The sequence below is a fragment of the Desulfosoma sp. genome, from assembly GCF_052743555.1.
Genome location: NZ_JBRAHS010000002.1, coordinates 167,060 through 188,479 on the forward strand (window position 1 = coordinate 167,060; position 21,420 = coordinate 188,479).

Consider the following 21,420-nt stretch of genomic DNA (forward strand, 5'->3'; position numbering starts at 1 on the left):
GGTATGGAACATCCAGTCTTGTTTCTCAGCATTCTGTTGGAGAAGCTGGGACTTCCCATCGTCCACAGCGCCGATGAGGCTCACACCTTTTTGCAAAAGCTGCTTCTACCCCATGTGGTCTACACCTGGGTGGTGGCCGCCGTTTTGCTCATTTTGGCCAAGCTGGCCGTGAGTCGCCTGGAATTAGTGCCCTCGGGCGGCCAGAACTTCTTTGAAATGGTCCTTACGGGCATCGAAGACTTCATGGTAGGGATCACGGGCGAGGAAGGGCGGTTTGCTTTTCCGCTCATCGCCACGCTGGGCTTTTTCATTCTGCTCAGCAATTACATGGGCATGATTCCCGGCTTTTTTGCGCCCACCGCCAACATCAACACCACGGCGGCCTGCGCGCTCATTGTGGTGACTTTTACCCACGTCATCGGCGTGCGATTTCATGGGGTCAAGTACATTAAGCATTTCATGGGACCCATCTGGTGGCTGACCCCTCTGATCTTCCCCATCGAACTCATCGGCCACACGGCCCGTGTGCTCAGCCTGTCCATCCGTCTTTTCGGAAACATCTTTGGTGAGGAATTGGTGCTGGCCATTTTGTTCTTCCTGGCCGGGCTGTATTTGGCACCGCTGCCCATCATGTTCCTGGGGCTCTTTACCGGGTTTGTGCAAGCGTTCATCTTTTGCCTGCTGTCCTCCATGTACTTTGCGGGCGCCATTGAAGAGGCGCACTAGGCTTCCCAAGGCGGTTTCGGTTGGAGGAAAGGCCGCATAAACTTAATTCTCAATCCAAGGAGGTTGTATCGATGTCTAGGAAAGTTGGGTTCTTTACGACGCTGTTGGTTCTCGGGTTGACCACGTTGGCCATGGCTGCTGACGCGGGATCTGCCGAAAAAGCGGAAGGCCTTCGGTTCTTCATGTACTCGGCCGTGGCCGCCGGTTTCGGTATCGGCATCGCCGCCTTTGGCACGGGCCTGGGCCAAGGCCTGGCCATTAAGGGCTCCGTGGAAGGCGTGGCTCGGAACCCGGAAGCCTCCGGTAAGATCACCGTAACCATGATGATCGGTCTGGCCATGATCGAGTCTCTGTGTATTTACGCTCTGGTCATCGCCTTGATCCTCATCTACGCCAACCCGGTTTCCAAGCTCATCCAAGGTTTTGTGGGGCTGGCGGCCCACTAAACGGCGAGATTTCAGGTCCATCGAGAAGGCTGAACCCAAAGGGCATCGAGCGTTTTCTGAGGAGATCGATGCCCATGGCCCGAAAGGGGGAGGCCTTCTTTTTGCGCACGTCATGTGAAGCCGGGCACAACACCACAGCACGGGGCGCGTTCATGCACAAGTCTTGACGCGACGTGTGTCGTGAGGCCGCATGGCACCAAAGGATTGATGAGGGGGCAATGATGAAATTTGCCAAAATCCCCATGGCGGCCATCAACCGCCTGTCCATCTATTTGCGCACGCTGCAAGAGCTGCTGGAAGAGGATGTAGATGTCATGTCCTCCGAGCGCCTGGCCAAGCAGTGCGGCGTCAGCCCTGCTCAGATTCGTAAGGACTTGGCCTACTTCGGCGAATTCGGGGTTCGCGGTGTGGGTTACCATGTGGCGAATTTGGTCAATCAGATCAAGGAGATTTTAGGACTCAACCGCACCTGGAACCTGGCCATGGTGGGCCTGGGCAACATCGGATCGTCCATGGTGCGGCACGGCAATTTTGTGAAACACGGCTACATTTTCACGGCGGCCTTTGACGTGGACCCTCAGAAAGTGGGGAAAAAGCTACCTAACGGGCTGATCGTCAACCACGTGGACGAACTGGAAGACGTGGTGCGGGAGCGGAATGTGCACATCGGCGTCATCGCCACGCCGGCCAGCGCGGCGCAAAGTGTGGCCAACCAGCTCATTCTTGCCGGCATCAATGGCATTCTCAATTTCGCTCCGGTACAGATTCAGGTGCCGGATTGTTGCCACGTGGAAAACGTGGATTTCACGATCAAACTGGACTGCATCGCCTACCACCTGTCCGCGAGCTTCTAAACCCCCCCCACGGCATCTTCCTCAGCAAGACTTTTCCAGGCATTCGGTTCCAAGGCAGGCCCTCAAGGCGTGCTCCCTCGAAGGGCTCGAAAAGTGGGCGTGTCGAAGCGGTGCAGCACCGCATCAAGCGGACCTTCCGCCACGATGTGGCCGCCCTCTGGGCCTGCCCCAGGTCCCAAGTCCACCACATAGTCGGCGGCTCGCACCAATTGCAGGTCGTGTTCGATGACAATGACGGTGTGTCCTTTGGCCACAAGGCGGTCCAAAAAGGTGACCAAACGGGCCACATCCTGAGGATGGAGTCCCGTTGTGGGTTCGTCCAGAAGATAAAGGGTAGGTTGCGGAGCTGACCGGGCCAGTTCTTTGGCCAGTTTCAGCCGTTGGGATTCTCCGCCGGAAAGCGTCGAGCTCGGCTGGCCCAATGGCAGATACCCCAAGCCCACCTCTTCCATGACCTGCAGTTTTCGATGAATGGACGGCACGTGCCGAAAGACGGTGGCGGCTTCAGAAACGGTTAAGCGCAACACATCGGCGATGGACAGCCCCTTGAAGCGCACGGTGAGGGTCTCGGGTTCATAGCGGGATCCCTCGCAATGAGGGCATGTGACGTAGAAGTCGGGAAGAAGAAGCATTTCCACGCGAAGACGACCGTCGCCGCGGCAGAACTCACATCGTCCGCCGGGGTTGCTAAAGGAAAACCGCTCCGGGCTATAGCCGCGTGCCTTGGATTCCGGCAAGCCAGCAAAAAGGGAACGCAGGGGGTCAAAGACACCGCAGTAGGTGGCCGGAACGGACTTCGGCAGTCGCCTTGCGGGAAACTGGTCCATGAGAAGGACGCGGCGAAGTGTTTCGAAACCGCGCAGGGTTTCATAAGGCAGGGACGGCATGGTGGTGCGTCCCAGGGCGTGACAGAGCGCGGGATAGAGGGTTTCGACCACCAGGGAACTCTTGCCCGATCCCGAAACCCCGGTGACGCAGGTCAAGGCCCGAAGGGGAAAGCGGGCGCTGATGTTTTTCAGGTTGTGGCCCCTAGCGCCGTGGATCTCGAGAAATTGGGTTAAGCCTTTTCGTGGACGGCGAAGCCCGGACGTGCCTGCGGCGCGCGAACGCAGGAATGGGGCGGTGGACGACCCGGCGCATTGGGCCAGTTCTTTCGGCGTGCCGGCAAAGATCAGACGCCCCCCCTCGGGGCCGGCCCCAGGACCCAGCTCCACCACATAGTCCGCCGCCTGCACGACGGACACGTCGTGTTCCACCACAAGAACCGTATTCCCTCGTCGCCGAAGGTCCCGAAGGACGCCCATCAACCGCTGCATATCCTGGGGATGAAGTCCCACGCTGGGTTCATCGAAGATGTAGACGGCTCCCGAAAAAGGTGCGGCCAGTTGCTGGGCGAGCCGAAGCCTCTGGGTTTCCCCGGAAGAAAGGGAGGCGATGGAGCGATCGAAGCTGAGGTAGCCGAGGCCGAGGGTTGTGAGGGCATTCAAGCGGGGAAGAATTTCCTGGCGGATTCGTGTCACGATTTCTTCCTCATGAAGAAGGGGCCTCAGGGTGGTCAGCCATTGGGTCAGTTCGGTCACCGTCATGGCATTCACGGCGGCGATGGAATAACCGGCAATGAGGACGGAGAGAGCGAGGTTGTTGAGGCGCGAGCCGCCGCATGCCGTGCAGGGGGGGCATTGAGCCCAGAACGGCTCTTCTTCTTCCCGCACGGGTTTTTTCAACTTTGGCCTGGGTTCCTTGCCTGTGCCTTCGCAGTGCGGACACATGCCTTTGGGGTGAAAAAAGGAAAATAGGGCCATAGAGGGCGCTTCCGCTCGATAGCCACACTGGTCGCAAACGGGAAGTTGAGAAAAGGTCACCGTTTCCCCCGAGTCCCACACGGCGCGCACGGCCCCTTGGCCGTAGCGCGCGGCCAGTTCCAAAGAACCGGCAAGGCGCACGGTGGCCTGCGGCTTCACACTCACACGGTCCACCACCAGTTCCAGATCATACCAAGGACGTCGGGGCAAAATGGGCAAAGGATCCAAAGAATACACCTGGTTTTCCCAGCGAATGCGCATAAAGCCGTCTCTTTTCAGAGACGCCAGAAGCCCGGGCAGTTTGTTTTCCGGAACCGGCTCCAGCGGGGCCACAAGCATGACGCGGGCCCCTGCGGGACGTTCAAGAATCGCTTCGGTCATCTGCCGCAGGGTAAAGGATTGAATGGGCCGTCGGCACGAAGGGCATGTGGGGACGCCCAATCGTGTAAAGAGCAATCTCAAAAAATCGTAGATGTCGGTAAAGGTGCCCACAGTGGAGCGGGTTTGCGGAGGAAAACGCCCCTGTTCCACGGCGATGGTGGGGCTCAAACCTTCCATGGAATCCACTTGGGGTTTTTCTCGCCGAAAGGTGGGCAAAAGGGCCATGCTGGAAGACGGCAAAAAGGTGTTGAGGTAGCGCCGTTGCGTTTCGGCATGCAACACGTCAAAGACCAATGTGGACTTTCCCGACCCGCTGACCCCGGTGACCACCACAAAGGCGTCTTTGGGAATGTCCACGTCGAGATTCTGTAAATTGTGATGGCGGGCCCCCCGAATGCGAATCCACGCCTGAGAAGCCTCGCTAAGGGTTGTGTTCATATCCCGATGCGCTCAGCCTTTCGGTGACGAACCATGGTCACGGCCGTTTGCATGGCGTAGAGGAGACTTCCGCAGTGGGCGATGCCCTTTCCGGCAATGTCGTACCCTGTGCCGTGGTCCACGGAGGTTCGAAGAATGGGAAGTCCCAAGGTCACGTTGGCCGCTTCGTGGAAGTGCACCAGTTTCAGCGGGATGAGGCCTTGGTCGTGGTACAGGGCCAGGACGACATCGAAATGACCTTCAAAGGCGCGAAAGAACACCGTATCCGGCGGATAAGGGCCTGAGGTGTCACACCAAGGATGGGTGCGGCGAAAATGATTCACAACCGGAGCGATCACCTCCAGTTCTTCCCGACCGAATCTTCCGGCCTCTCCGGCATGGGGGTTCAGGCCCGAGACGGCGATTCGGGGGCTGGAGATGCCGAAATCGCACTTCAAGGACTCCGCCAGAACCTCCAGGGTTGCCATCAAGCTTTCCTGCGTGATGCCTTCGGGCACGTCGCGCAGAGCACAGTGAATAGTTGCCAGGGCCACGCGCAGCTTGGGCCCGGCAAGCATCATGACCACGCGGGAAGCTCCCGTGAGGTCCTGAAGAAACTCCGTGTGTCCAGGGAACGGAAACCCGTGGCGATGCAGTGCGTCCTTGTGAATGGGCCCCGTGACCATAGCGTCGGCGTGCCCGGTCAGGGTCATGTCCACGGCGGTGCGGATGAACTGAATGGTTTCACGGCAGGCGGCCGCAGACGGTCGGCCGTAGGTGATGTCGTCGAAGGACAGAGGCGTGCGGCATAAGACGGCCACCTCTTCCTGCAGGTCCGAGGGAATCTCATGGATCTCTTGAATGACCTTTAAGGGAAGCCTGACTTTCAAGAGACCCATGGCCCTGTGCAAAGCCGTCACATCGCCGATGATTACCGGCCGACATGCCCTTTGGACCCACGGGTCCTGCAGTGCCTTCACGATCACCTCCGGGCCCACGCCGGCGGGATCGCCCATGGTCACGGCCAGTCGCGGTCGATGCAATGTCGTTTTGGAATCCACGAGCTGACCTCAAATGGAAAGCATCCGCTCCACGGCCTGCAGCGCTCTGACCCGAATGTCTTCCGCCACACGCACCTGGGGCGTAAGGGTTTGAAGGCTTCGAAGTACGTCCTCCAGAGAGGTTCTTTTCATATCCGGGCACACCATGCGGTCCGAGACGGCATAAAAGGCCTTGTGGGGATTATCCCGGCGCATGGGATGCAAGATTCCGATCTCCGTGCCGATAAGAAAGGCGCTGTGCGCACTGTCGCGGACATACCGCAGCATGCCCGAAGTGCTGGTGACGATATCCGCCAAATCCAGCACTTCCGGCCGGCATTCGGGGTGGGCAAGAAAAATGGATTCTGGATGCGCGGCTTTGGCCTTCTCAACCATGGACGCTGTCAGCCCGTGATGCACCGGGCAATAGCCCTTCCAGTAATGGAGGGTCTTGTCGGTATGGCGGGCGGCATACTGGGCCAGATTTTGGTCTGGTATCAGATACAATGTGTTTTGCTCAGAAAAGGAGGCCACGACGCGGTTCACATTGGCCGACGTGCAGCACACCGTGCTTTCCGCTTTGACCTCAGCTGAGGAATTCACATAGGTAATAATGGGCACGCCCGGAAACTCCCGCCGAATGCGGAGCACATCCTGCGCCGTGATCATGTCTGCCATGGGACAGCCGGCTGCGGGGTTGGGCAGAAGCACGATCTTCTCGGGATTAAGAATGGCTGCTGTTTCGGCCATGAAATGCACACCGCAAAAAACAATGACATCGGCGTCGGTTTCCTGAGCTTTGCGGCTCAGTTCCAAAGAATCTCCCGTGAGGTCCGCCAGATCCTGAATGATGCCGGGCTGATAGTTGTGCGCCAAGATAATAGCGTTTCTTTCCTTTTTCAGGGCGAGAATTTCTTGGATCAGGAGGTTTTTGGGGGTCATGCCTGTCTCCGTCTTTAGTCGCCAAGACGGCGCCTGAGCGCACCGATCTCTTCGGCATTCAATTTCCGCCCGGAAGAATCGAGCACAAGAACCCCATCGTCCGGGTTGAAGGCGAAGAGTTCCTTGGGCAGATTGGGCACCAGCTTGTGGTTATGAAACTGAATGCGGTTGATGTTGCCCAGAGCATCGAGGGCTTCGATTTCTGCGATGGTGTATTGGGCGGTGTCCACCCAGACGCGCAAAGCGCGCACGTTGGGATCTTCACGTGTGGGCGTGAGGCGCAGCACGGCGGTTTCTTCCGTGCTGGCGGCCGCGTCCAGGGTGGCCTGAAAATTTTCTTTCAACTCCACCACTCCCTCAAAAAACGTTCGCATAATGGGCGATTGCAACAATTCTTTGATCTCAAAGAGGGATATCTGACGGTCTTCGGGAACATACAGCCAGGCCGTGTCTTTCAACGCGACGAAAATCTGCCGTTCCGGCATGTCGTATTCCCAGCGCATGCGCTGAGGTTTCTGATAGTAGAAAACCCCGCGCGCTTCCGTGGTGGCTCCCGACGTGGCCACCGACGTGGTCCATTGCGTAAAATCGGCCGTGTAGGCGGCAATACCACGGTACGCGTTTTCCATCCTGGCGAGGATCTCGGGTGCTCCCGCTTCGGCGGCTTCACCGGCCGCAAAAACTTCCAGCGACATAGCTCGGTTCAGAACAAGGACGGCCATTATGACAAGCCCCAAAACCACGCTCAGCCATCTGACCTTCACGGCGCCCCCCTCTCTTTCATGCATCCAAAGAGTCCTTGGAAACCAGAACCTCCCGGGGCTTGCTTCCATCGGATGGGCTCACGATACCCTGCTGTTCCATGATTTCGATCATGCGGGCGGCCCGGTTGTAGCCGATGCGCAGGCGCCTTTGAATCATGGAAATGGAGGCCTGCCGGGTTTCCACTACAAGGCGGACAGCCTCCTCGTATTTTTCATCCATGGCCTCTTCGACCGTTTCTGAGACGCTGTCTTTGTCCGCGAAAGAGACCCTTCCGGCGATGGGATCCGTTTCAGGCAGCCTTTCGCGCCAAAAGTCGGTGACCCTCTGGACTTCGGCATCCGACACGAAAGCCCCCTGAATGCGCTGCAATTTTCCCGTGCCCGGGGGCAGAAAGAGCATGTCGCCGGCACCCAGTAGGGTTTCCGCGCCGTTAGTGTCCAAAACGGTTCTGGAATCCACCTTGGAGGACACCTGAAAGGAGATGCGGGTCGGAATGTTAGCCTTGATGATACCTGTCAACACATCCACCGAAGGCCTTTGCGTCGCCAAAATCAAGTGAATACCCGCCGCCCGGGCCATCTGGGCCAGTCGCGTGATGTATTCTTCCACTTCTCGGGAGGCGACCATCATGAGGTCGGCCAGCTCATCGATAATCAGCACGATGTAAGGGAGCACATGACGTTCCAGAACACTGCCGTTGGCCGTTTCTCGAGGAGGCGTCGAGGTGCCTTTCGCCGTGTCGTGCTTTCCCAGGACACGATTGTAGGATTCAATGTTGCGCACGTTCTTGTCGGCAAGGAGCTTATAGCGCCATTCCATTTCCTGGACGGCCCAGCGTAGGGCTCGGGTGGCCATCTTGGGTTCCGTGACCACCGGGTGCAGCAGGTGCGGAATGTTTTCGTAGGTGCTCAGTTCAATGCGTTTGGGATCGATCAACAGAAACCGCAATGTCTCCGGCGTGTTCCGGTAAAGCAGGCTCAGCAGGATAGCGTTGATGCACACGGACTTGCCCGTCCCCGTGGCTCCGGCGATCAACAGGTGAGGCATGCGGGTCAGCTGAGTGATCACGGGGTTTCCGGTAATGTCCTTTCCCAGGGCGATGGTCAAGGGAGACGTGGAGGCGGCGAAGGCCCTGGATTCGATAATGGAGCGCAAGGAGACCATGGCTCGTTGTTCATTGGGAATTTCAATGCCGATGGCGGCTTTGCCGGGAATGGGGGCGACCACGCGCACGCTGCTTGCCTTGAGAGCCATGGACAAGTCGTCGGCAAGGCCGACAATACGGCTGATCTTGATACCCGGCGCAGGGCTGTATTCGTACATGGTGATAACGGGTCCCGGATTGATGCCCACCACCTGCCCCTGCACGCCGAAATCCTTCAATTTTTCTTCCAGTGTGCGGGCTTTATGCTGAAGGAGCTGAGGATCCGGGGAGGCCTCTTCCTCTGCATAAAAATCCAAAAGCTCCGCAGGAGGCAGGGTTAAGGCTGTTGCGGGGCGCGGCGCGGGAGCCGACACCTTATTGCGTGCGGTGATCGTGGCGGTATCCTCGGCAGAGCGAATGGATACAAGGCCTTCTTCCGCCCCGTCCTTGGTTTTGTTTTCCGCCGAGGGAGCGCTCTTGGGGCGCCGTGCGCCGCGTTGCGGCGCGGGTCCTGGGGAAGGGACGTGGCGTTGACGATCGGTCGAAGCGGCGGCGCGTGCCGACAAACTCTTTTTGAAAGCCGTCAAAAGAAGGCGCGGAATGGGCAACATTATTCGGCCGAAAGACCTCACCGTAAAGGGCGTGGCCATGACCAGCCCCATAAGCAGGAGCCCTCCCAAGAGCACTTCGGCTCCCAGCGTGTTCAAGCGGGACGCCAGAAAGGAAGCGGACAGGCGCCCCACTTGTCCTCCCGCCAAAATGTCTTGGCCGAGAATCGAAACCGTAGGACCGTAAAAGGCCGCCAGAGTAATGGCCGCCCAGAGCATCAGGGCCAAACCCACCACATGCATGCGCCCGTAGGGGAACACCGGAAGCCCGCGCAGCAAACGCCAACTCCACCACACGCCCAACAAAGGCACGGCGTAGGCCCCGATGCCGATCAAAAAGAACAGAAGCCAGGAGACATGGGCACCCAGCACACCTACGCGGTTCATAGTGGCGCGCGCCGCGGCGGAAGACCCAAAAAAGGTGGGGTCGGTGCGGTGGTGGGAAACAAGGCTTGCGGCGATGAGAATGCTTACGGTGAGCACAGCCAGTGCCCACGCTTCGTGCTTCTTGCGCTCCACGCCACCCCCCTTTGTCAGACCTCCACCACCATGGGGTGGATGAACGGTCGCCTTTCCAGAACCTTTTGAAAGAACTTCTTCAATTCCCGACGGATCTCCAGTTGAAAATCACCGCAGTCCATCATTTCGCCCTCGGCTTGATACCGTTCCAGCGCATCCAAAATGAGGCACCGCGCACTGTCGAGAATATCCGGCTTGGTTTCTTCCAGAATAAACCCTCGACTCACCACTTCCGGGCCGCTGAGGATCTCACGCGTTTCTTTGCTGACCACAAGGGAGACCAAGACCATGCCGTCTTCGGAGAGATGCCTTCGATCACGAAGAACCAGGTCGCAGACATCCCCGACCCCTTTGCCGTCTACGAAGACCCGGCCTGTCTCGATGCGCTTTTGAACCGAAGCCACCCCATCTTGAAAAGAGATAACGTCGCCATTTTCCACCACCAAGCACCGCTCTTCAGAAAGCCCGAGTCGTTGAGCCAGTTGCTTGTGCTGCACCAGATGCCGGTATTCTCCGTGAATGGGGATGAAATAGGCAGGGCGTACCAGATTGATCATGGTCTTGAGTTCTTCGCGATACGCATGCCCCGATACGTGAATCTCCTTCACCTGGTCGTGAATCACTTGGGCGCCGCGACGGTACAGATGGTTGATGATGCTGTGAATGGCCCGTTCGTTGCCAGGGATAAACTTGGAAGAAAAGACGACAGTGTCTCCGGGTTTGATGGACAATTTCTTGTGAACGTTGAAGGCCATGCGTGTCAGGGCGCTCATGGGCTCCCCCTGACTGCCGGTGGTGAGCATCAGCACCCTGTGGTCGGGCAAGTGTTGCAGTTCCAGCAAATTCGTTTCAATGTCCGAGTCAAAGTTCAGGTATCCCAGCTGGGATGCAATGCGCACATTGGCCAGCATGGATTTGCCGCTGAAAAAGACCTTGCGATCGAATTCCGCGGCAAGATCCAAGACCTGCTGAATGCGATGAATGTTGCTGGCAAAGACAGCCACGAGAATGCGGCCGGAACATTCCCGAAAGATTTCTCGAAAGATGTGCCCAATGTCCCTTTCGGACAACGTGTAGCCTTCCTTTTCCACGTTGGTGGAGTCGGAAAGCAGAGCCAAAACGCCCCGTTCTCCGTAAGCGGCGAATCGGGCCGCATCGAACCTTTTGCCGTCCAATGGCGTATGGTCGATCTTAAAGTCCCCGGAATGGATGATGATCCCTTCGGGGCTTTCCACAGCCAGACCGACGCCGTCGGGAATGCTGTGACACACCTGAATGAACTCAATATTTAAAGGCCCCACGGGCAACGAGTCGCGCGCGTCCATGCGGTGCAACTGCGCGCGCTCCAGGAGCTTGTGTTCTCGAAGTTTTTCTTCAACCAGCGCCAGTGTCAGGGGGGTGCCGTAAATGGGCACCGGAAATTCGCGAATGAAGAAAGGGATGGCCCCGATGTGATCTTCATGACCGTGCGTGACCACCAGAGCTCGAACCTTTTCCTTGTTTTCGCGAAGGTAGGAAAAGTCGGGAATCACGATGTCGATGCCCAGCATTTCCTCTTCCGGAAACATTAAGCCTGCATCGACCACGACGATGGTCTCGCTGTATTCGATCACCAGCATGTTGAGGCCTATTTCGCCGCAGCCTCCAAGAGGGATCAGGCGAAGAGGTGTTTTTCCAGAGGAGTTCATGGTCATAGAGCTGCGGAGCGGTCCTGCGCGACGGATCCCGTCTCCTCCGGGCTCCCTCCTTCCCTTTGGGTAAGGTGACGCCGTATGGCTTCGCGAACCATTTCGATGAGCCGGTCCCGGTCTTGCAAGCTGAAGCCGGCCGTATCAATGGGGTCGCCGATGGTCATGCGAATGCGACCCGGCCGAACCCAACGGGATCCCTTGGAAAGAATCTTGTGGGAACCGCTTAAGGCAATGGGTACGATGGGTTGACCTGACTGAATGGCCAGAATAATGCCCCCTTTCTTAAAGGGTTGCAGCACGCCGTCACGGCTTCGCGTGCCTTCGGGAAAGATAACGATGGAGGTCCCTTCGCGAACGCGTCGTGAAGCCTCGTCCAAACTCTGAAACGCCTTTTTACGGTCGGATCGGTCGATGGGCACGTACCCGATGAGGCGCATGGCGTGTCCCAGAATGGGAATGCGAAACAACTCCTCCTTGGCCAGCCATCGAAACTGCACCGGCAGTTTGCCCAGAATGGCAAAGATGTCGAACCAGCTTTGATGATTGGCCGCATAGACCACGGGTCTTTGAGGGTTCAACCGCTCCAGACCGTGGACGTCCACGGAAACGCCCGCGGCCCTCAGATTGAGGTTTCCCCAGAGGCGGCCGCAGAGGTGGGCCCAGTCACTGCGATGCGTGATGAGAACAATGGCAATAGCCGTCAAGCCCAAGAGGACCGTAGAAACCAGCAACATGACGTAGAACGTGGCGGTTCTCACCCACCTCATGAAGCCCCCTCGATTTAACTATGGAAAAAAAGGGATGAAAACCCATGAGCGCACGGCAGTCTAAAGGCTTTCCCCACCGGAGTCAACTTCCTTCATGTGGCGCAGACACCGCGCTTGTTGTGAAAAAAGTGCCTGTGGTATAGAAGAAAAACATTCGGCTCAAAAGAGAACCACGGCATCGTCGTGCACCGACGACACGGCCCCAGCGGCCTGGGAAAGCGAGGGACGTCATGGCACGGACATTAAACAAAGTTATGCTGATCGGCCGACTGGGTGCCGATCCAGATGTGCGCTACACGCAAAGTGGTCTGCCCGTGGTGCGTTTCAACCTGGCCACCAATGAAAGGGTGCCCGCGGGAGAAGGCAATTGGGAAGAGCGCACCGAGTGGCATCGCGTTGTGGTGTTCGGTAAGACGGCCGAAAACTGTGCCAACTACCTTTCCAAAGGTCGGCTGGTTTACGTGGAGGGGCGCCTGCGCACCAATCAGTGGGAAGATGCGCAGGGTACTCGAAGATATACCACGGAAATCGTCGCCTCGGATGTGGGGTTTCTTGACAGCGGCCGCGATGCTCCGGTTCAACCCGAAACGAGTCAGGCTTCCTTACGTCGAGGTCCCACGGAAAGGTCCATACCCGAAGAACCGTTCCCGGATTCGCTTCCGGAAATGCCCGAACCTCAAGACAACAACGGCATCCCATTTTAGCCGGCAGCTGGAGCACAGGTGCCTGGGAGCTTGTCCGAGAATGGCTTTTAGGGGCCGGTTTCGTTTCCTTCTGTAGGGGCGCCGCAAGGGGCGATCAGGCGTCGCGGTTTACGCCACTCCTCCTGAACGTGTTCTCAGGTAAGGTCTTAGGGGTTTTACTCGAGAGGACTCAACCTTTGGGTGCTTAAAGAATAGCTGCGGGACGCGCCGGGCCTTCAGTGAGCCAAAAGGCGCCTCTTTGACCGTCTCCAAAGCCCCAGATGGCAAGGTCGCGGTTTTTTCTTTTGATGAAAAAAGCCGTCTTCGCTCAAAGAAGCGTGTGCTAAACAGCTGCAGCCGCCCTCCAAAAGGCTTCGCCGATCTGATTGGCCCCTGGAGGTCAAGTGAGCGGTCCGCGAAAAGGGGTATTTTTTCAGCATCTGAGGGGGGCTCCCACAAGAGCGGAAGATGGGCATGAAGATTTTCCCAGAGGGGATGGGCTCGTGGGTGGTCACGCTTGGCGGGAGAAAGGGTCTTTTCAGGGCAAACCCCAGAACCCGGAAGATGCGAGGTGCGCTCGCGCTTTATAAGGTTCTCGGATTGGCGAGCCGTGGTCAGCTGACGGGTTTTTCTGGTCCACCGGGCGAGGCCTCGATTTTTTCCGTCTTCTTTTCGGCCAGTTCCGGTTCTTCCTGCGTTGCTTTCTTAAAGTTGCGAATGCCTTTGCCCAATCCGGCACCGATCTCAGGCAGCTTGCCGGCTCCAAAGATAATGAGCACAATTACCAAAATAACCAACAATTCGGGCATGCCGATGCCACCAATCATGGAAGGACTCCTTCCTCGAGGTTACGTGCCCAAAAGTTGTTCGACCTCTTGGAGCAATTGAAGGAATTCTTTGGATCGCCTGTACTCGTCCAGCCGACGTTGATGCTCCAGCCAACTTTCCCAAACCCTCATCCACAGGGCGTTATGCCAGTAATGCGCGGCGGGTCTTTCGGGATGGTCCACTCTCTGGCGATACTCCTGGTACTCTTCATGGCAATAACGGCAAAAGGGATACGGGCTGGCATACCGGTGACCGGACCTTTCCCCGGGATCCAACTGGGTGCCGCACTTGGCGCATTTAAAAGCGCACCGACTGCATTGGAAAAGACTGCGCAGGGCTTCCACCTTGTGACGACGGGTCTCGGCTTCCTTTTCTGCCCTGGCGCCATCGCTTCGTTTGCCGAAATCAATGATTTCCGCCATAGCCCCCCTCGTCTTTGCGTCCTTGCCATCGGCCGTGAAAAATCTTGAAACGGTCGACGGATGGCATCGTTAACATCACCCGTCGGTGCAGTCAAGGGAGCTCGTGGGTGCGTCTTCCTGCTCCAGGTTAAAGAGCTGCTGTGTGAAGTTGACGTAGACGCCCTTAGAGTCCCGCACCGATTTTTTCTTCAAAAAAACAATGGGGTCATGCAGGAGCTTCTTGATAATAGCCTCCGTCAACACCCGGATGGCCTCCTTTTCCTTATCGCCTAATTCGGACAGTTGGGAAAGGGTTTTGCGCAATTCCGCCTGTCGAATCTCTTCGGCTTTGCGACGCAGCGCGATAATGGTCGGCACCACGTCCAGCGTTTGCAGCCATTGCTGAAACTGTAGTGTTTCAGTGTCGATGATGTGCTGCGCCTTTTCCGCTTCGTGGCGCCTTTCCGAGAGGTTAAGGTCCACGATACCCTTCAGGTCATCGATGTCGTAGAGGTAGACGTTGTCCAGATCATGGACCTTGGGATCCACGTTGCGCGGCATGGCGATGTCGATAAAAAACAAGGGGCGGTTCTTGCGCTTGCGCATGCGAGGCTTGAGGTTTTCGGCATGCAAAATGGGTTCGGCGGCGGCCGTGGAACACAAAACGATGTCCACCTGCAACAGGCCATCGACGAAATGGCTGAAGGGAAGGGTTTGGGCATGGAACCGTCGAGCCAGTTCTATGCCGCGCTCCAGAGTGCGGTTGACCACCACCATGTCCCGAACCCCGTGGGCTCGAAAATGCTCGGCCGCCAATTCAGCCATTTCTCCGGCGCCGAGCAGCATGACCCGTTTGCCGTGGAGTTCTCCAAAGATTTTTTTGGCCAGCGCCACGGCGGCGTAACTCACCGACACGGCATGACAGCCGATGTTGGTTTCCGTGCGAACGCGTTTGGCCACCGAAAACGCCTTGTGCAGCAGCCGGTTTAAAACCACGCCGACCGTGCGATAGTGGGTGGCTTCTCGATAGGCGTTCTTAATCTGTCCGAGAATCTGGGGCTCTCCGACGACCATGGAATCCAGGCTGGAGGCGACGCGAAAAAGGTGCCGCACGGCGTCCAAATTTTTGTGGACGTAGAGGTGCGAGACCACCAGGTCTTTGGGAAGACCGACCATTTGCACCATGAGGTCCGTGATCTCTTCAACACCGTGGGGGCCGTTGCGGGTCGTGAACAGAAACTCCACACGATTACAGGTGGACAGAAAGAACAACTCCTCCACGGCTCGGCAATGAGGTCGATGTTCCAGAGGGCTTGTGTTCGAGCGGCAGACGTGGGCAATGCGCTCGCGAATTTCTACGGGAGCTGTCTTATGGTTCATACCGACAAGATAGATGTCCATGGCCACGCCCTCATTGTGAGGAAAACAGGGTATGGTGTCCCTTGAGAAAGAGGTTGACCCCAAGGAAGGTGATCAACACGGCGGAAAACCCAAAGATGGCCAGCCAGGCCGCCTTGCGCCCACGCCATCCGACGGCCAGGCGTTCGTGCAGCAGAACCGCGTAAATGAGCCATGTGATCAAGGCAAAAATTTCCTTGGGATCCCAGTTCCAAGGGGATTTCCATACGGTGCTGGCATAAAGAAAACCGGCCAAAAGGCCGACCGTCATCAAGGGAAATCCCATAAGCAGGCACACATGGTTGACCCTGTCCAACCTTTCCAAGGCCGGGAAACGATCGTCAAGGGACCCTCGTCTCTTTTTCTTGATGGTCCGCTCCTGGTAGAGGTAAAGAACTGCGGCCGCAAAAGCCACGGCAAACAGCGCGTTGGCGGCAAAAAGGGTGCTCACGTGAATCCACACCCAAACACTCTTTAAAAGCGGGGAGGTGGGCATCATATGGGAGGGTAAAATGGCCGAGGCGAACATGAAGGCGGCGGCCAGGGGCGCCACAAAGCTACCCAAGACACGGAGCCGCAAACGGTTTTGCATGACCAAATAGGTGCCGACCACAAGCCAGGAAAAAAAAGAGAGAGCTTCCGAGAGAGTGCTGACCGCCAGATGCCCCGCGGCAAAGGAGCGCAGCCCAATGGCTGTGCCGTGAAACAGCATGCCGCCCAACAAAGCGGTCCATGCGGCCCGATGGATGTTTTCTCCGTTACGCACCAGGTCAATGAAATAGCCCACGGACCCGACACAATAGCTGCAGATGGCAAGGATCAGCAGGATGTGTTCCATGCCTTGTCCCATAGCCATGCCACGCGATCCCGTGGCACGAGGTCTTGGCAGACAGCCGAAACCGCATCTATCATTTCGGAAAATCGTCCTCGGCGAATCCATTCCGTCAAGGGAAGGCCCGCCAAACGGCGAAACAGTTCTTGATTGATCGCGCTGTCGCGGCTCTGTTTCTGAATGTGCCGGCGCAGCGCTCCCAGAAAGCGCAAATACGGTTCCCATTCCGGCCCGAATTGTTCTTCAAGCCTTTGTCGAACCCGTCGGGCGACGGCGGGGCTCAACCCTTCTGTGGCCACGGCAATGGTCAGCGGGCCGCGGCGAAGGGATGCCGGCACAACACAGGTGCCCAGATGCGGTGATGACGCCATGTTGCACCACACACGCCGGTTCCGCGCATGCTCGGCGATGTGTTCATTGAGAATCTCATCGCTCGTGGCCGCAAAAACCAGATCGACCCCCTCCATGTGGTCTTCAGCGTAGTCGGGCCCCAAATAGAGCAGAGTCTCGCCATCGGCGGCGTGCTGAAGCCAGGGAGTGAGATCCTTGGCCACGAGGCGCACCCGGGCACCATATTCCAGGAGTTTACGGACTTTCCTTTCGCCGACGGCACCGCCCCCCACAACCAGACACACACGATCCTTCAAGGACACAAAGAGCGGGTACATGCTCGGTCCGTTCCCAAGCGCATCAACCCTCACGCGCGGCTTCTCCTCAAAATCCAGCACAGACATTGCCGCCTTTTGGCACAGATTCTTTTGACGAAATTGACGCGATCCGTTTAACACGACCGGGCAAATTAGGGCAAGCATCGGCCGCGGCTTTTATTGCGGGCGCAAGCGGGGCCTTTTCGATGCCGGGCGTTAAGGTTCGAGGCATTTCAGCAAGGGGATGGAAAGGACACGAAAGGGGTGCGGTTAGGAACGCCGGCACAAGACATAGTCAGCGATATCTTGCAGAAGCCCCTTAATGGGGCCGGGAGAGAAGACCTCAAGCTTTTCCTTCGCCATAGCCACATGTTCGGCGGCGCGTTGCATGGTGTAATCCACGCCGCCCAATTCCCGAACCAGTTGTTGGAGCGCCTGGATGTCTTCGGGGGTTTGCCGTTCCGCCGTGAAAACAGTTCGAATCAGGTTCCGATGGCGCGCCTCGGCGTGAGCCATGGCGTAGATGAGGGGCAGCGTGGCTTTGCCTTCCTGGAGGTCATTACCCACAGGTTTTCCCAGTTCGTCCACGGTTCCCACATAGTCCAGAGCGTCGTCGATGAGCTGAAAAGCGAGACCCAAATGGCGTCCGTAATCACTCAACGCTTTTTCTTGAGCAGCCGGGGCCTGCGCAAAAATGGCGCCGATACGGCACGCCGCGCTCATGAGAACGGCCGTCTTTCGAAGGATCACTTCCATATAGGCCGCTTCGTCGGTTTCCAGATCGTCGGAATGGATCAGCTGGAGCACTTCGCCCTCGGCCATGCGCGTGGTGGTTTCGGACAGGACTTCCAAGATACGAAGGTCGTTGTAGAGAACGGTCATCAAGATGGCCTTGGAATAGAGAAAATCGCCCACAAGAACGACGGCCGGATTACCCCACAAGGTGTTGGCGGCAGGCCTGGTGCGCCGAATCTCGGCGTTATCCACCACGTCATCGTGCAAAAGGGTGGCGGCATGAAGAAATTCAAAGACCACCGACAGATCTGCGTCTTGATCCCCCTGATAGCCGCAAAGCTTGGAGGAAAGCACCATGAGAAGCGGACGAAGACGCTTTCCGCCGCTTTCCATGATGTAACGGCCAACCACCTCAATGAGCGGCACACTGGAACTCAAATGCCGACGTATAGCCCGTTCGATGCGTTCCAGTTCCGGACGGATGCTTGCGTAAATGCGGGCTTTGAGAAGGTTGCCTTTCATGGAAAGGGAAGAATCTTGGGGGGCGGCAGATAATGTCACGACTGCGGCTTTGCTCCTCAGAGGCCTGGAAACGCTGGCCTGTCCAATAGGAAGCCGTCCGAGACCACCGGGTGTAGGAGCGCCAGAGGCCGCCACTCCTTTATCACGCTGTGCGGCGCGCCTACAGGGTGAAACCAAAACGGCCCCAAAAAGCTATTTTCGGACAAGCTCTACGATGCGGGGTCCAAAAACACGACCCGCTTCATAGCGAAAAAAGCCCGAGGTGTCAAAATCTTTCATTCACCCCTTGAAGCGGCGTTCCGGCGTTAGAAAAGAAGGATTTGTAGAAAAAATGTTCCCTAAATGCCTTTAGTAGAAACGGCGCAAGCTGCGACTCTTTATCGCGCCTTGGAACGCTCCTCCAAAGGGGGACGAAAACGGCGCCGAAAGCCATTCCCGCCGCGCTCCACTGCATGCTTGAGACCATCAGGGGCCGTGCGCCGCTGGGGTTAAAAGGCGGGCTTCCAAGTCGTAGTCGTGGGCTTTGAGGATCTCCGCCTGCACAATATTCCCAGCCACGGCCTCGCCTTCCACGATCAACACACAGCCGTCCACTTCCGGGGCTTGGGTGGGCAGGCGGCCGACGGCCAAAAACTCTGTTTCCGAATGCAGGCCTTCCACAAGAATCGGCAGGCGACGGCCGACCAGGCGTTGCAACTTGGCGCGGGAAATACTTTGCTGAAGGGCCATGAGCGCATCTCGTCTGGCCTGCTTGACCTCTTCGGCCACAGGGTTGGGAAGACGGGCGGCTCGACAGCCCTTTTCCGAAGAAAAAGCAAAAACCCCCATGTGGTCAAAACCCACGTCCTTTATAAATCGGCATAGATCCTGAAAGTCGGCTTCTGTTTCCCCGGGAAAGCCGACCATAAGGGATGTTCTCAAGGCCACGTCGGGCAAACGTTTGCGGATCCGTTCAATGAGCTCCAGGGGCCGAAGTCTCTTCCCCCGCCGATGCATGGCTTCCAGAATCCTTGGCACGCAATGCTGAAAAGGAATATCCAGATATGGAACCACCTTGGAGCTACCGGCCATGGTCCGCAAAAGGTCGTCGTGGACACCAAAGGGGGACGTGTAGAGAAGGCGAACCCAGCGCAGCCCTGAAATGTCTTCAAGGGCCTCCAAAAGCCGGCACAGGGCATTGGGCTCCCCACGATCGGTCCCAAAGGCGGTGGTGTCTTGGGCGATGAGGTTGACTTCCACGACGCCGGATTGCGCTAGATGCTGAACTTCGGCCACCACGTCCTGCACGGTCCGGCTGCGGCACGGCCCCCTCAGGGCAGGGATCAAACAAAAGGAACAACGGTTGCTGCAGCCTTCGGCAATTTTCACGTAGGCCCAATGGGCGGGGGTCGAAGGTATCCGTTGGATGCCTCCGTGGCAAAGGTATCCGGGACGCTCCAATAAAATTGTGGGTGTTCCCTCTTGGATGAAGTTTTCAAGAAGGTCCGCGAAACGGTCGTAATGGGACGTGCCGAGAAAAAGATCCACCTCGGGAAGGAGCGAGACCAGCTTGCGACCGTAACGCTGCACCATGCACCCCACCGCCACCAGGTGCCTGCAGGACCCTTCATCCTTGTACCGTGCCATTTCCAAGAGGTGATCCACGGCTTCCTGCACCGCCGATTCCAAGAAACCGCACGTATTGACCACGATGAGAGCCGCTTCAGACGCCTCAGCGGTGATCTCATAGCCCAAGCGTGTCAGCTGAGCGGCCAAGACTTCGCTATCTACAAGATTCTTTGCGCATCCGAGACTCACCACCGCCGCTTTTTGCTGCATAGCCTTTCCCATTGTGCCCTGAGTCCGCTGGTGCCTGCCCTCTGTAAAAGTCCGTCGGCCTGGTCAAAAAAAGTGCCACAAACCAGAAGTGTATACAAAAAAGTTGTGGCGAAGAGCGAGTGAAAAAAGTTTTTGGTCGGAAAAAGAAGGATACGTCAGAAACCTTCCTTAGGCCAGAGGCCGGGGAACAGTTGTGAGCACAGAAGGTTTTTGCGATCCGGTCTCCAGGGCGAATAAGGGAATGTGGGCACAAATCGCCGGAAATCTCCCCTCACGCGCCTTGTCTTCATGTCCCTTTGGCGGCTAAAGGACTCCAGGTACCCAACGGCCCACGAGCTAAGGGCCTTTGGCTGGATCTTTAACAAGGAGTCATCATGGCGGCTATCCTTCGGCATGGGTTTTTCCAGCCCCAGGAAGAGCGCGCAGGGACGATCCGTTCTCTTGGCATTTCCATTGTACTTGCGGTACTCTTGAGTGTCGCGGCTTTCGCGCCGGCCAAGGCAAGGGCGGCTGCGATGGATCCTCTGGAGGACCTGGTGGGGATCGGCTACAGGGTAAGCTCCCCCGCCGAGAGGTCGCTTTTGACGGCGGTTCCCGTCAGGCCACAGGCCCGAGGATCGGGCGCGATGCCCGGTCTTTCAGGACCCAACGGCCGGTCTCAAGAACGCAGCATATCCTTTGACAATCACCCCACTATTGCCGCCTCCATTCAAAAATACGTGGTCCGCGATCTGAACGGGTTTCAGACCATGTTGGATCGAGCCTGGATCTATCTTCCAATTATGAAAGAGATTCTGGACGTGGTGGGGGCGCCTTCCGATCTGTTGGCCGTGGTGTTCGTGGAAAGTCGTTTTCATGGCCATGTGCGCTCGGGAGCCGGCGCCTCCGGGTTTTGGCAGCTCATGCCCAAAACCGCACGCACTTTAGGCCTGCGGGTGGATGCCTGGGTGGATGAGCGTTTCGATCCCATCAAGGCGACCCGCGCTGCGGCGGTGTACCTGATGGACCTTTATGAGCGGTTTGGATCGTGGGAAATGGCCTTGGCAGCCTATAATGCCGGTGATGGAGCGGTCCGGCAGGCCATGAGGCAGTACCGATGTGAGGACTTTTGGACCCTCTTGAAGAAAAATGCCCTGCCGTATCAAACGCGCCAGTTTGTGCCCAAAGTTCTAGCGGCGGTGGAGGTGCTCAGAGATTTTCAACGTTACGGGCTGGAAAAGCCCAGCTATGAACCGCTGTGGGCCTTCACCACAGTATGGGTTCAACACTCTCTGTCCCTTGAGCAGGCTTCGCTATGGACGGGGGTGCCCTTGCAAGATCTTCGACGACTGAACCCGGCTTTGCGTCGCGACCAGATTCCTAAAGGGACGGGTTACCAATTGAGGCTGCCTCCTTCGGCTGTGGAAGATTTCCTGATGGCCTACGAGCGGTCGATGAACAGAAAGAGCTGACTT

At 57.4% G+C, this 21,420-nt stretch carries 19 protein-coding genes; 5 read left to right on the plus strand and 14 right to left on the minus strand.

Annotation, left to right across the window (positions count from 1 at the left end):
* Positions 1 to 3: 3 nt before the first annotated feature.
* From atpB to ACUVSA_RS02225, 3 genes are all read left to right on the plus strand, one after another.
* The gene (gene atpB, locus ACUVSA_RS02215) at positions 4 to 726 is read left to right on the plus strand and encodes a F0F1 ATP synthase subunit A (RefSeq protein WP_445893170.1); all 723 of its coding nucleotides are present in this window, start codon (positions 4 to 6) and stop codon (positions 724 to 726) included.
* Between the two features lie 71 nt (positions 727 to 797).
* Complete coding sequence (gene atpE, locus ACUVSA_RS02220; protein WP_445893616.1) at positions 798 to 1,172, plus strand: ATP synthase F0 subunit C; 375 nt, start codon at positions 798 to 800, stop codon at positions 1,170 to 1,172.
* A 218-nt stretch (positions 1,173 to 1,390) separates the two neighbouring features.
* The gene (locus ACUVSA_RS02225) at positions 1,391 to 2,026 is read left to right on the plus strand and encodes a redox-sensing transcriptional repressor Rex (RefSeq protein WP_445893617.1); all 636 of its coding nucleotides are present in this window, start codon (positions 1,391 to 1,393) and stop codon (positions 2,024 to 2,026) included.
* Between the two features lie 62 nt (positions 2,027 to 2,088).
* On the opposite strand, the gene ACUVSA_RS02230 is transcribed toward ACUVSA_RS02225, so the two are convergent.
* The 7 genes from ACUVSA_RS02230 to ACUVSA_RS02260 are packed head-to-tail and all read right to left on the minus strand — an operon-like array spanning position 2,089 to position 12,102.
* Positions 2,089 to 4,647 carry an excinuclease ABC subunit UvrA gene (locus ACUVSA_RS02230; protein ID WP_445893618.1) on the minus strand — a complete coding sequence of 853 codons (2,559 nt, stop codon included), beginning with the start codon at positions 4,645 to 4,647 and terminating at the stop codon, positions 2,089 to 2,091.
* Entirely contained in the window at positions 4,644 to 5,669 is a 1,026-nt protein-coding gene (gene pdxA / locus ACUVSA_RS02235) for a 4-hydroxythreonine-4-phosphate dehydrogenase PdxA (protein WP_445893619.1), read from the minus strand. Before pdxA ends, ACUVSA_RS02230 begins: the two co-directional genes overlap by 4 nt.
* Positions 5,670 to 5,696: 27 nt before the next feature.
* The gene (nadA, locus tag ACUVSA_RS02240) at positions 5,697 to 6,608 is read right to left on the minus strand and encodes a quinolinate synthase NadA (RefSeq protein WP_445891905.1); all 912 of its coding nucleotides are present in this window, start codon (positions 6,606 to 6,608) and stop codon (positions 5,697 to 5,699) included.
* Between the two features lie 14 nt (positions 6,609 to 6,622).
* Positions 6,623 to 7,372 carry a LolA family protein gene (locus tag ACUVSA_RS02245; protein WP_445891904.1) on the minus strand — a complete coding sequence of 250 codons (750 nt, stop codon included), beginning with the start codon at positions 7,370 to 7,372 and terminating at the stop codon, positions 6,623 to 6,625.
* Between the two features lie 16 nt (positions 7,373 to 7,388).
* Positions 7,389 to 9,644, minus strand: coding sequence for a DNA translocase FtsK (locus ACUVSA_RS02250; protein ID WP_445893620.1), 2,256 nt, complete (start codon positions 9,642 to 9,644; stop codon positions 7,389 to 7,391).
* Positions 9,645 to 9,658: 14 nt separating this feature from the next.
* Positions 9,659 to 11,338, minus strand: coding sequence for a ribonuclease J (locus ACUVSA_RS02255; protein WP_445893621.1), 1,680 nt, complete (start codon positions 11,336 to 11,338; stop codon positions 9,659 to 9,661).
* Positions 11,335 to 12,102: a lysophospholipid acyltransferase family protein gene (locus ACUVSA_RS02260; protein WP_445893622.1), complete on the minus strand. Its 768-nt coding sequence runs from the start codon at positions 12,100 to 12,102 to the stop codon at positions 11,335 to 11,337. The genes ACUVSA_RS02255 and ACUVSA_RS02260 overlap by 4 nt, the downstream gene beginning before the upstream one ends.
* Before the next feature lie 230 nt (positions 12,103 to 12,332).
* Here ACUVSA_RS02260 and ACUVSA_RS02265 point away from each other — a divergent pair, with 230 nt between their 5' ends.
* On the plus strand, positions 12,333 to 12,806 hold the full coding sequence (locus ACUVSA_RS02265; protein ID WP_445893623.1) for a single-stranded DNA-binding protein: 474 nt from the start codon (positions 12,333 to 12,335) through the stop codon (positions 12,804 to 12,806).
* Positions 12,807 to 13,399: 593 nt separating this feature from the next.
* On the opposite strand, the gene tatA is transcribed toward ACUVSA_RS02265, so the two are convergent.
* The 7 genes from tatA to rimO form a co-directional block, all read right to left on the minus strand.
* Positions 13,400 to 13,612: a twin-arginine translocase TatA/TatE family subunit gene (tatA, locus tag ACUVSA_RS02270; protein WP_445891899.1), complete on the minus strand. Its 213-nt coding sequence runs from the start codon at positions 13,610 to 13,612 to the stop codon at positions 13,400 to 13,402.
* A gap of 21 nt (positions 13,613 to 13,633) precedes the next feature.
* Complete coding sequence (locus tag ACUVSA_RS02275; protein WP_445893624.1) at positions 13,634 to 14,035, minus strand: hypothetical protein; 402 nt, start codon at positions 14,033 to 14,035, stop codon at positions 13,634 to 13,636.
* Positions 14,036 to 14,110: 75 nt separating this feature from the next.
* Positions 14,111 to 15,421 carry a glutamyl-tRNA reductase gene (hemA, locus tag ACUVSA_RS02280; RefSeq protein WP_445893625.1) on the minus strand — a complete coding sequence of 437 codons (1,311 nt, stop codon included), beginning with the start codon at positions 15,419 to 15,421 and terminating at the stop codon, positions 14,111 to 14,113.
* A gap of 4 nt (positions 15,422 to 15,425) precedes the next feature.
* Positions 15,426 to 16,268: a c-type cytochrome biogenesis protein CcsB gene (gene ccsB / locus ACUVSA_RS02285; RefSeq protein ID WP_445891896.1), complete on the minus strand. Its 843-nt coding sequence runs from the start codon at positions 16,266 to 16,268 to the stop codon at positions 15,426 to 15,428.
* Positions 16,232 to 16,945 (minus strand): precorrin-2 dehydrogenase/sirohydrochlorin ferrochelatase family protein, encoded by a 714-nt coding sequence (locus ACUVSA_RS02290; RefSeq protein ID WP_445893626.1) that lies wholly within the window; start codon positions 16,943 to 16,945, stop codon positions 16,232 to 16,234. Before ACUVSA_RS02290 ends, ccsB begins: the two co-directional genes overlap by 37 nt.
* Positions 16,946 to 17,161: 216 nt before the next feature.
* A complete protein-coding gene (locus tag ACUVSA_RS02295; RefSeq protein WP_445893627.1) occupies positions 17,162 to 18,148 on the minus strand; it encodes a polyprenyl synthetase family protein in 987 nt (328 codons plus the stop codon).
* Between the two features lie 465 nt (positions 18,149 to 18,613).
* The gene (gene rimO / locus ACUVSA_RS02300) at positions 18,614 to 19,966 is read right to left on the minus strand and encodes a 30S ribosomal protein S12 methylthiotransferase RimO (RefSeq protein ID WP_445893628.1); all 1,353 of its coding nucleotides are present in this window, start codon (positions 19,964 to 19,966) and stop codon (positions 18,614 to 18,616) included.
* Positions 19,967 to 20,340: 374 nt separating this feature from the next.
* On the opposite strand from rimO, the gene ACUVSA_RS02305 reads away from it, so the two are divergent.
* Positions 20,341 to 21,417: a lytic transglycosylase domain-containing protein gene (locus ACUVSA_RS02305; RefSeq protein WP_445891892.1), complete on the plus strand. Its 1,077-nt coding sequence runs from the start codon at positions 20,341 to 20,343 to the stop codon at positions 21,415 to 21,417.
* Positions 21,418 to 21,420 lie beyond the last annotated feature (3 nt).

Excerpts from the sequence above, each read along its gene's own strand:
- atpB (WP_445893170.1), top strand. The coding sequence starts at position 4 with ATGGAACATCCAGTCTTGTTTCTCAGCATTCTGTTGGAGAAGCTGGGA.
- atpE (WP_445893616.1), top strand. The coding sequence starts at position 798 with ATGTCTAGGAAAGTTGGGTTCTTTACGACGCTGTTGGTTCTCGGGTTG.
- ACUVSA_RS02225 (WP_445893617.1), top strand. The coding sequence starts at position 1,391 with ATGATGAAATTTGCCAAAATCCCCATGGCGGCCATCAACCGCCTGTCC.
- ACUVSA_RS02230 (WP_445893618.1), bottom strand. The coding sequence starts at position 4,647 with ATGAACACAACCCTTAGCGAGGCTTCTCAGGCGTGGATTCGCATTCGG.
- nadA (WP_445891905.1), bottom strand. The coding sequence starts at position 6,608 with ATGACCCCCAAAAACCTCCTGATCCAAGAAATTCTCGCCCTGAAAAAG.
- ACUVSA_RS02255 (WP_445893621.1), bottom strand. The coding sequence starts at position 11,338 with ATGACCATGAACTCCTCTGGAAAAACACCTCTTCGCCTGATCCCTCTT.
- ACUVSA_RS02260 (WP_445893622.1), bottom strand. The coding sequence starts at position 12,102 with ATGAGGTGGGTGAGAACCGCCACGTTCTACGTCATGTTGCTGGTTTCT.
- ACUVSA_RS02265 (WP_445893623.1), top strand. The coding sequence starts at position 12,333 with ATGGCACGGACATTAAACAAAGTTATGCTGATCGGCCGACTGGGTGCC.
- tatA (WP_445891899.1), bottom strand. The coding sequence starts at position 13,612 with ATGATTGGTGGCATCGGCATGCCCGAATTGTTGGTTATTTTGGTAATT.
- ACUVSA_RS02275 (WP_445893624.1), bottom strand. The coding sequence starts at position 14,035 with ATGGCGGAAATCATTGATTTCGGCAAACGAAGCGATGGCGCCAGGGCA.
- ccsB (WP_445891896.1), bottom strand. The coding sequence starts at position 16,268 with ATGGCTATGGGACAAGGCATGGAACACATCCTGCTGATCCTTGCCATC.
- ACUVSA_RS02295 (WP_445893627.1), bottom strand. The coding sequence starts at position 18,148 with ATGAAAGGCAACCTTCTCAAAGCCCGCATTTACGCAAGCATCCGTCCG.
- rimO (WP_445893628.1), bottom strand. The coding sequence starts at position 19,966 with ATGCAGCAAAAAGCGGCGGTGGTGAGTCTCGGATGCGCAAAGAATCTT.
- ACUVSA_RS02305 (WP_445891892.1), top strand. The coding sequence starts at position 20,341 with ATGGCGGCTATCCTTCGGCATGGGTTTTTCCAGCCCCAGGAAGAGCGC.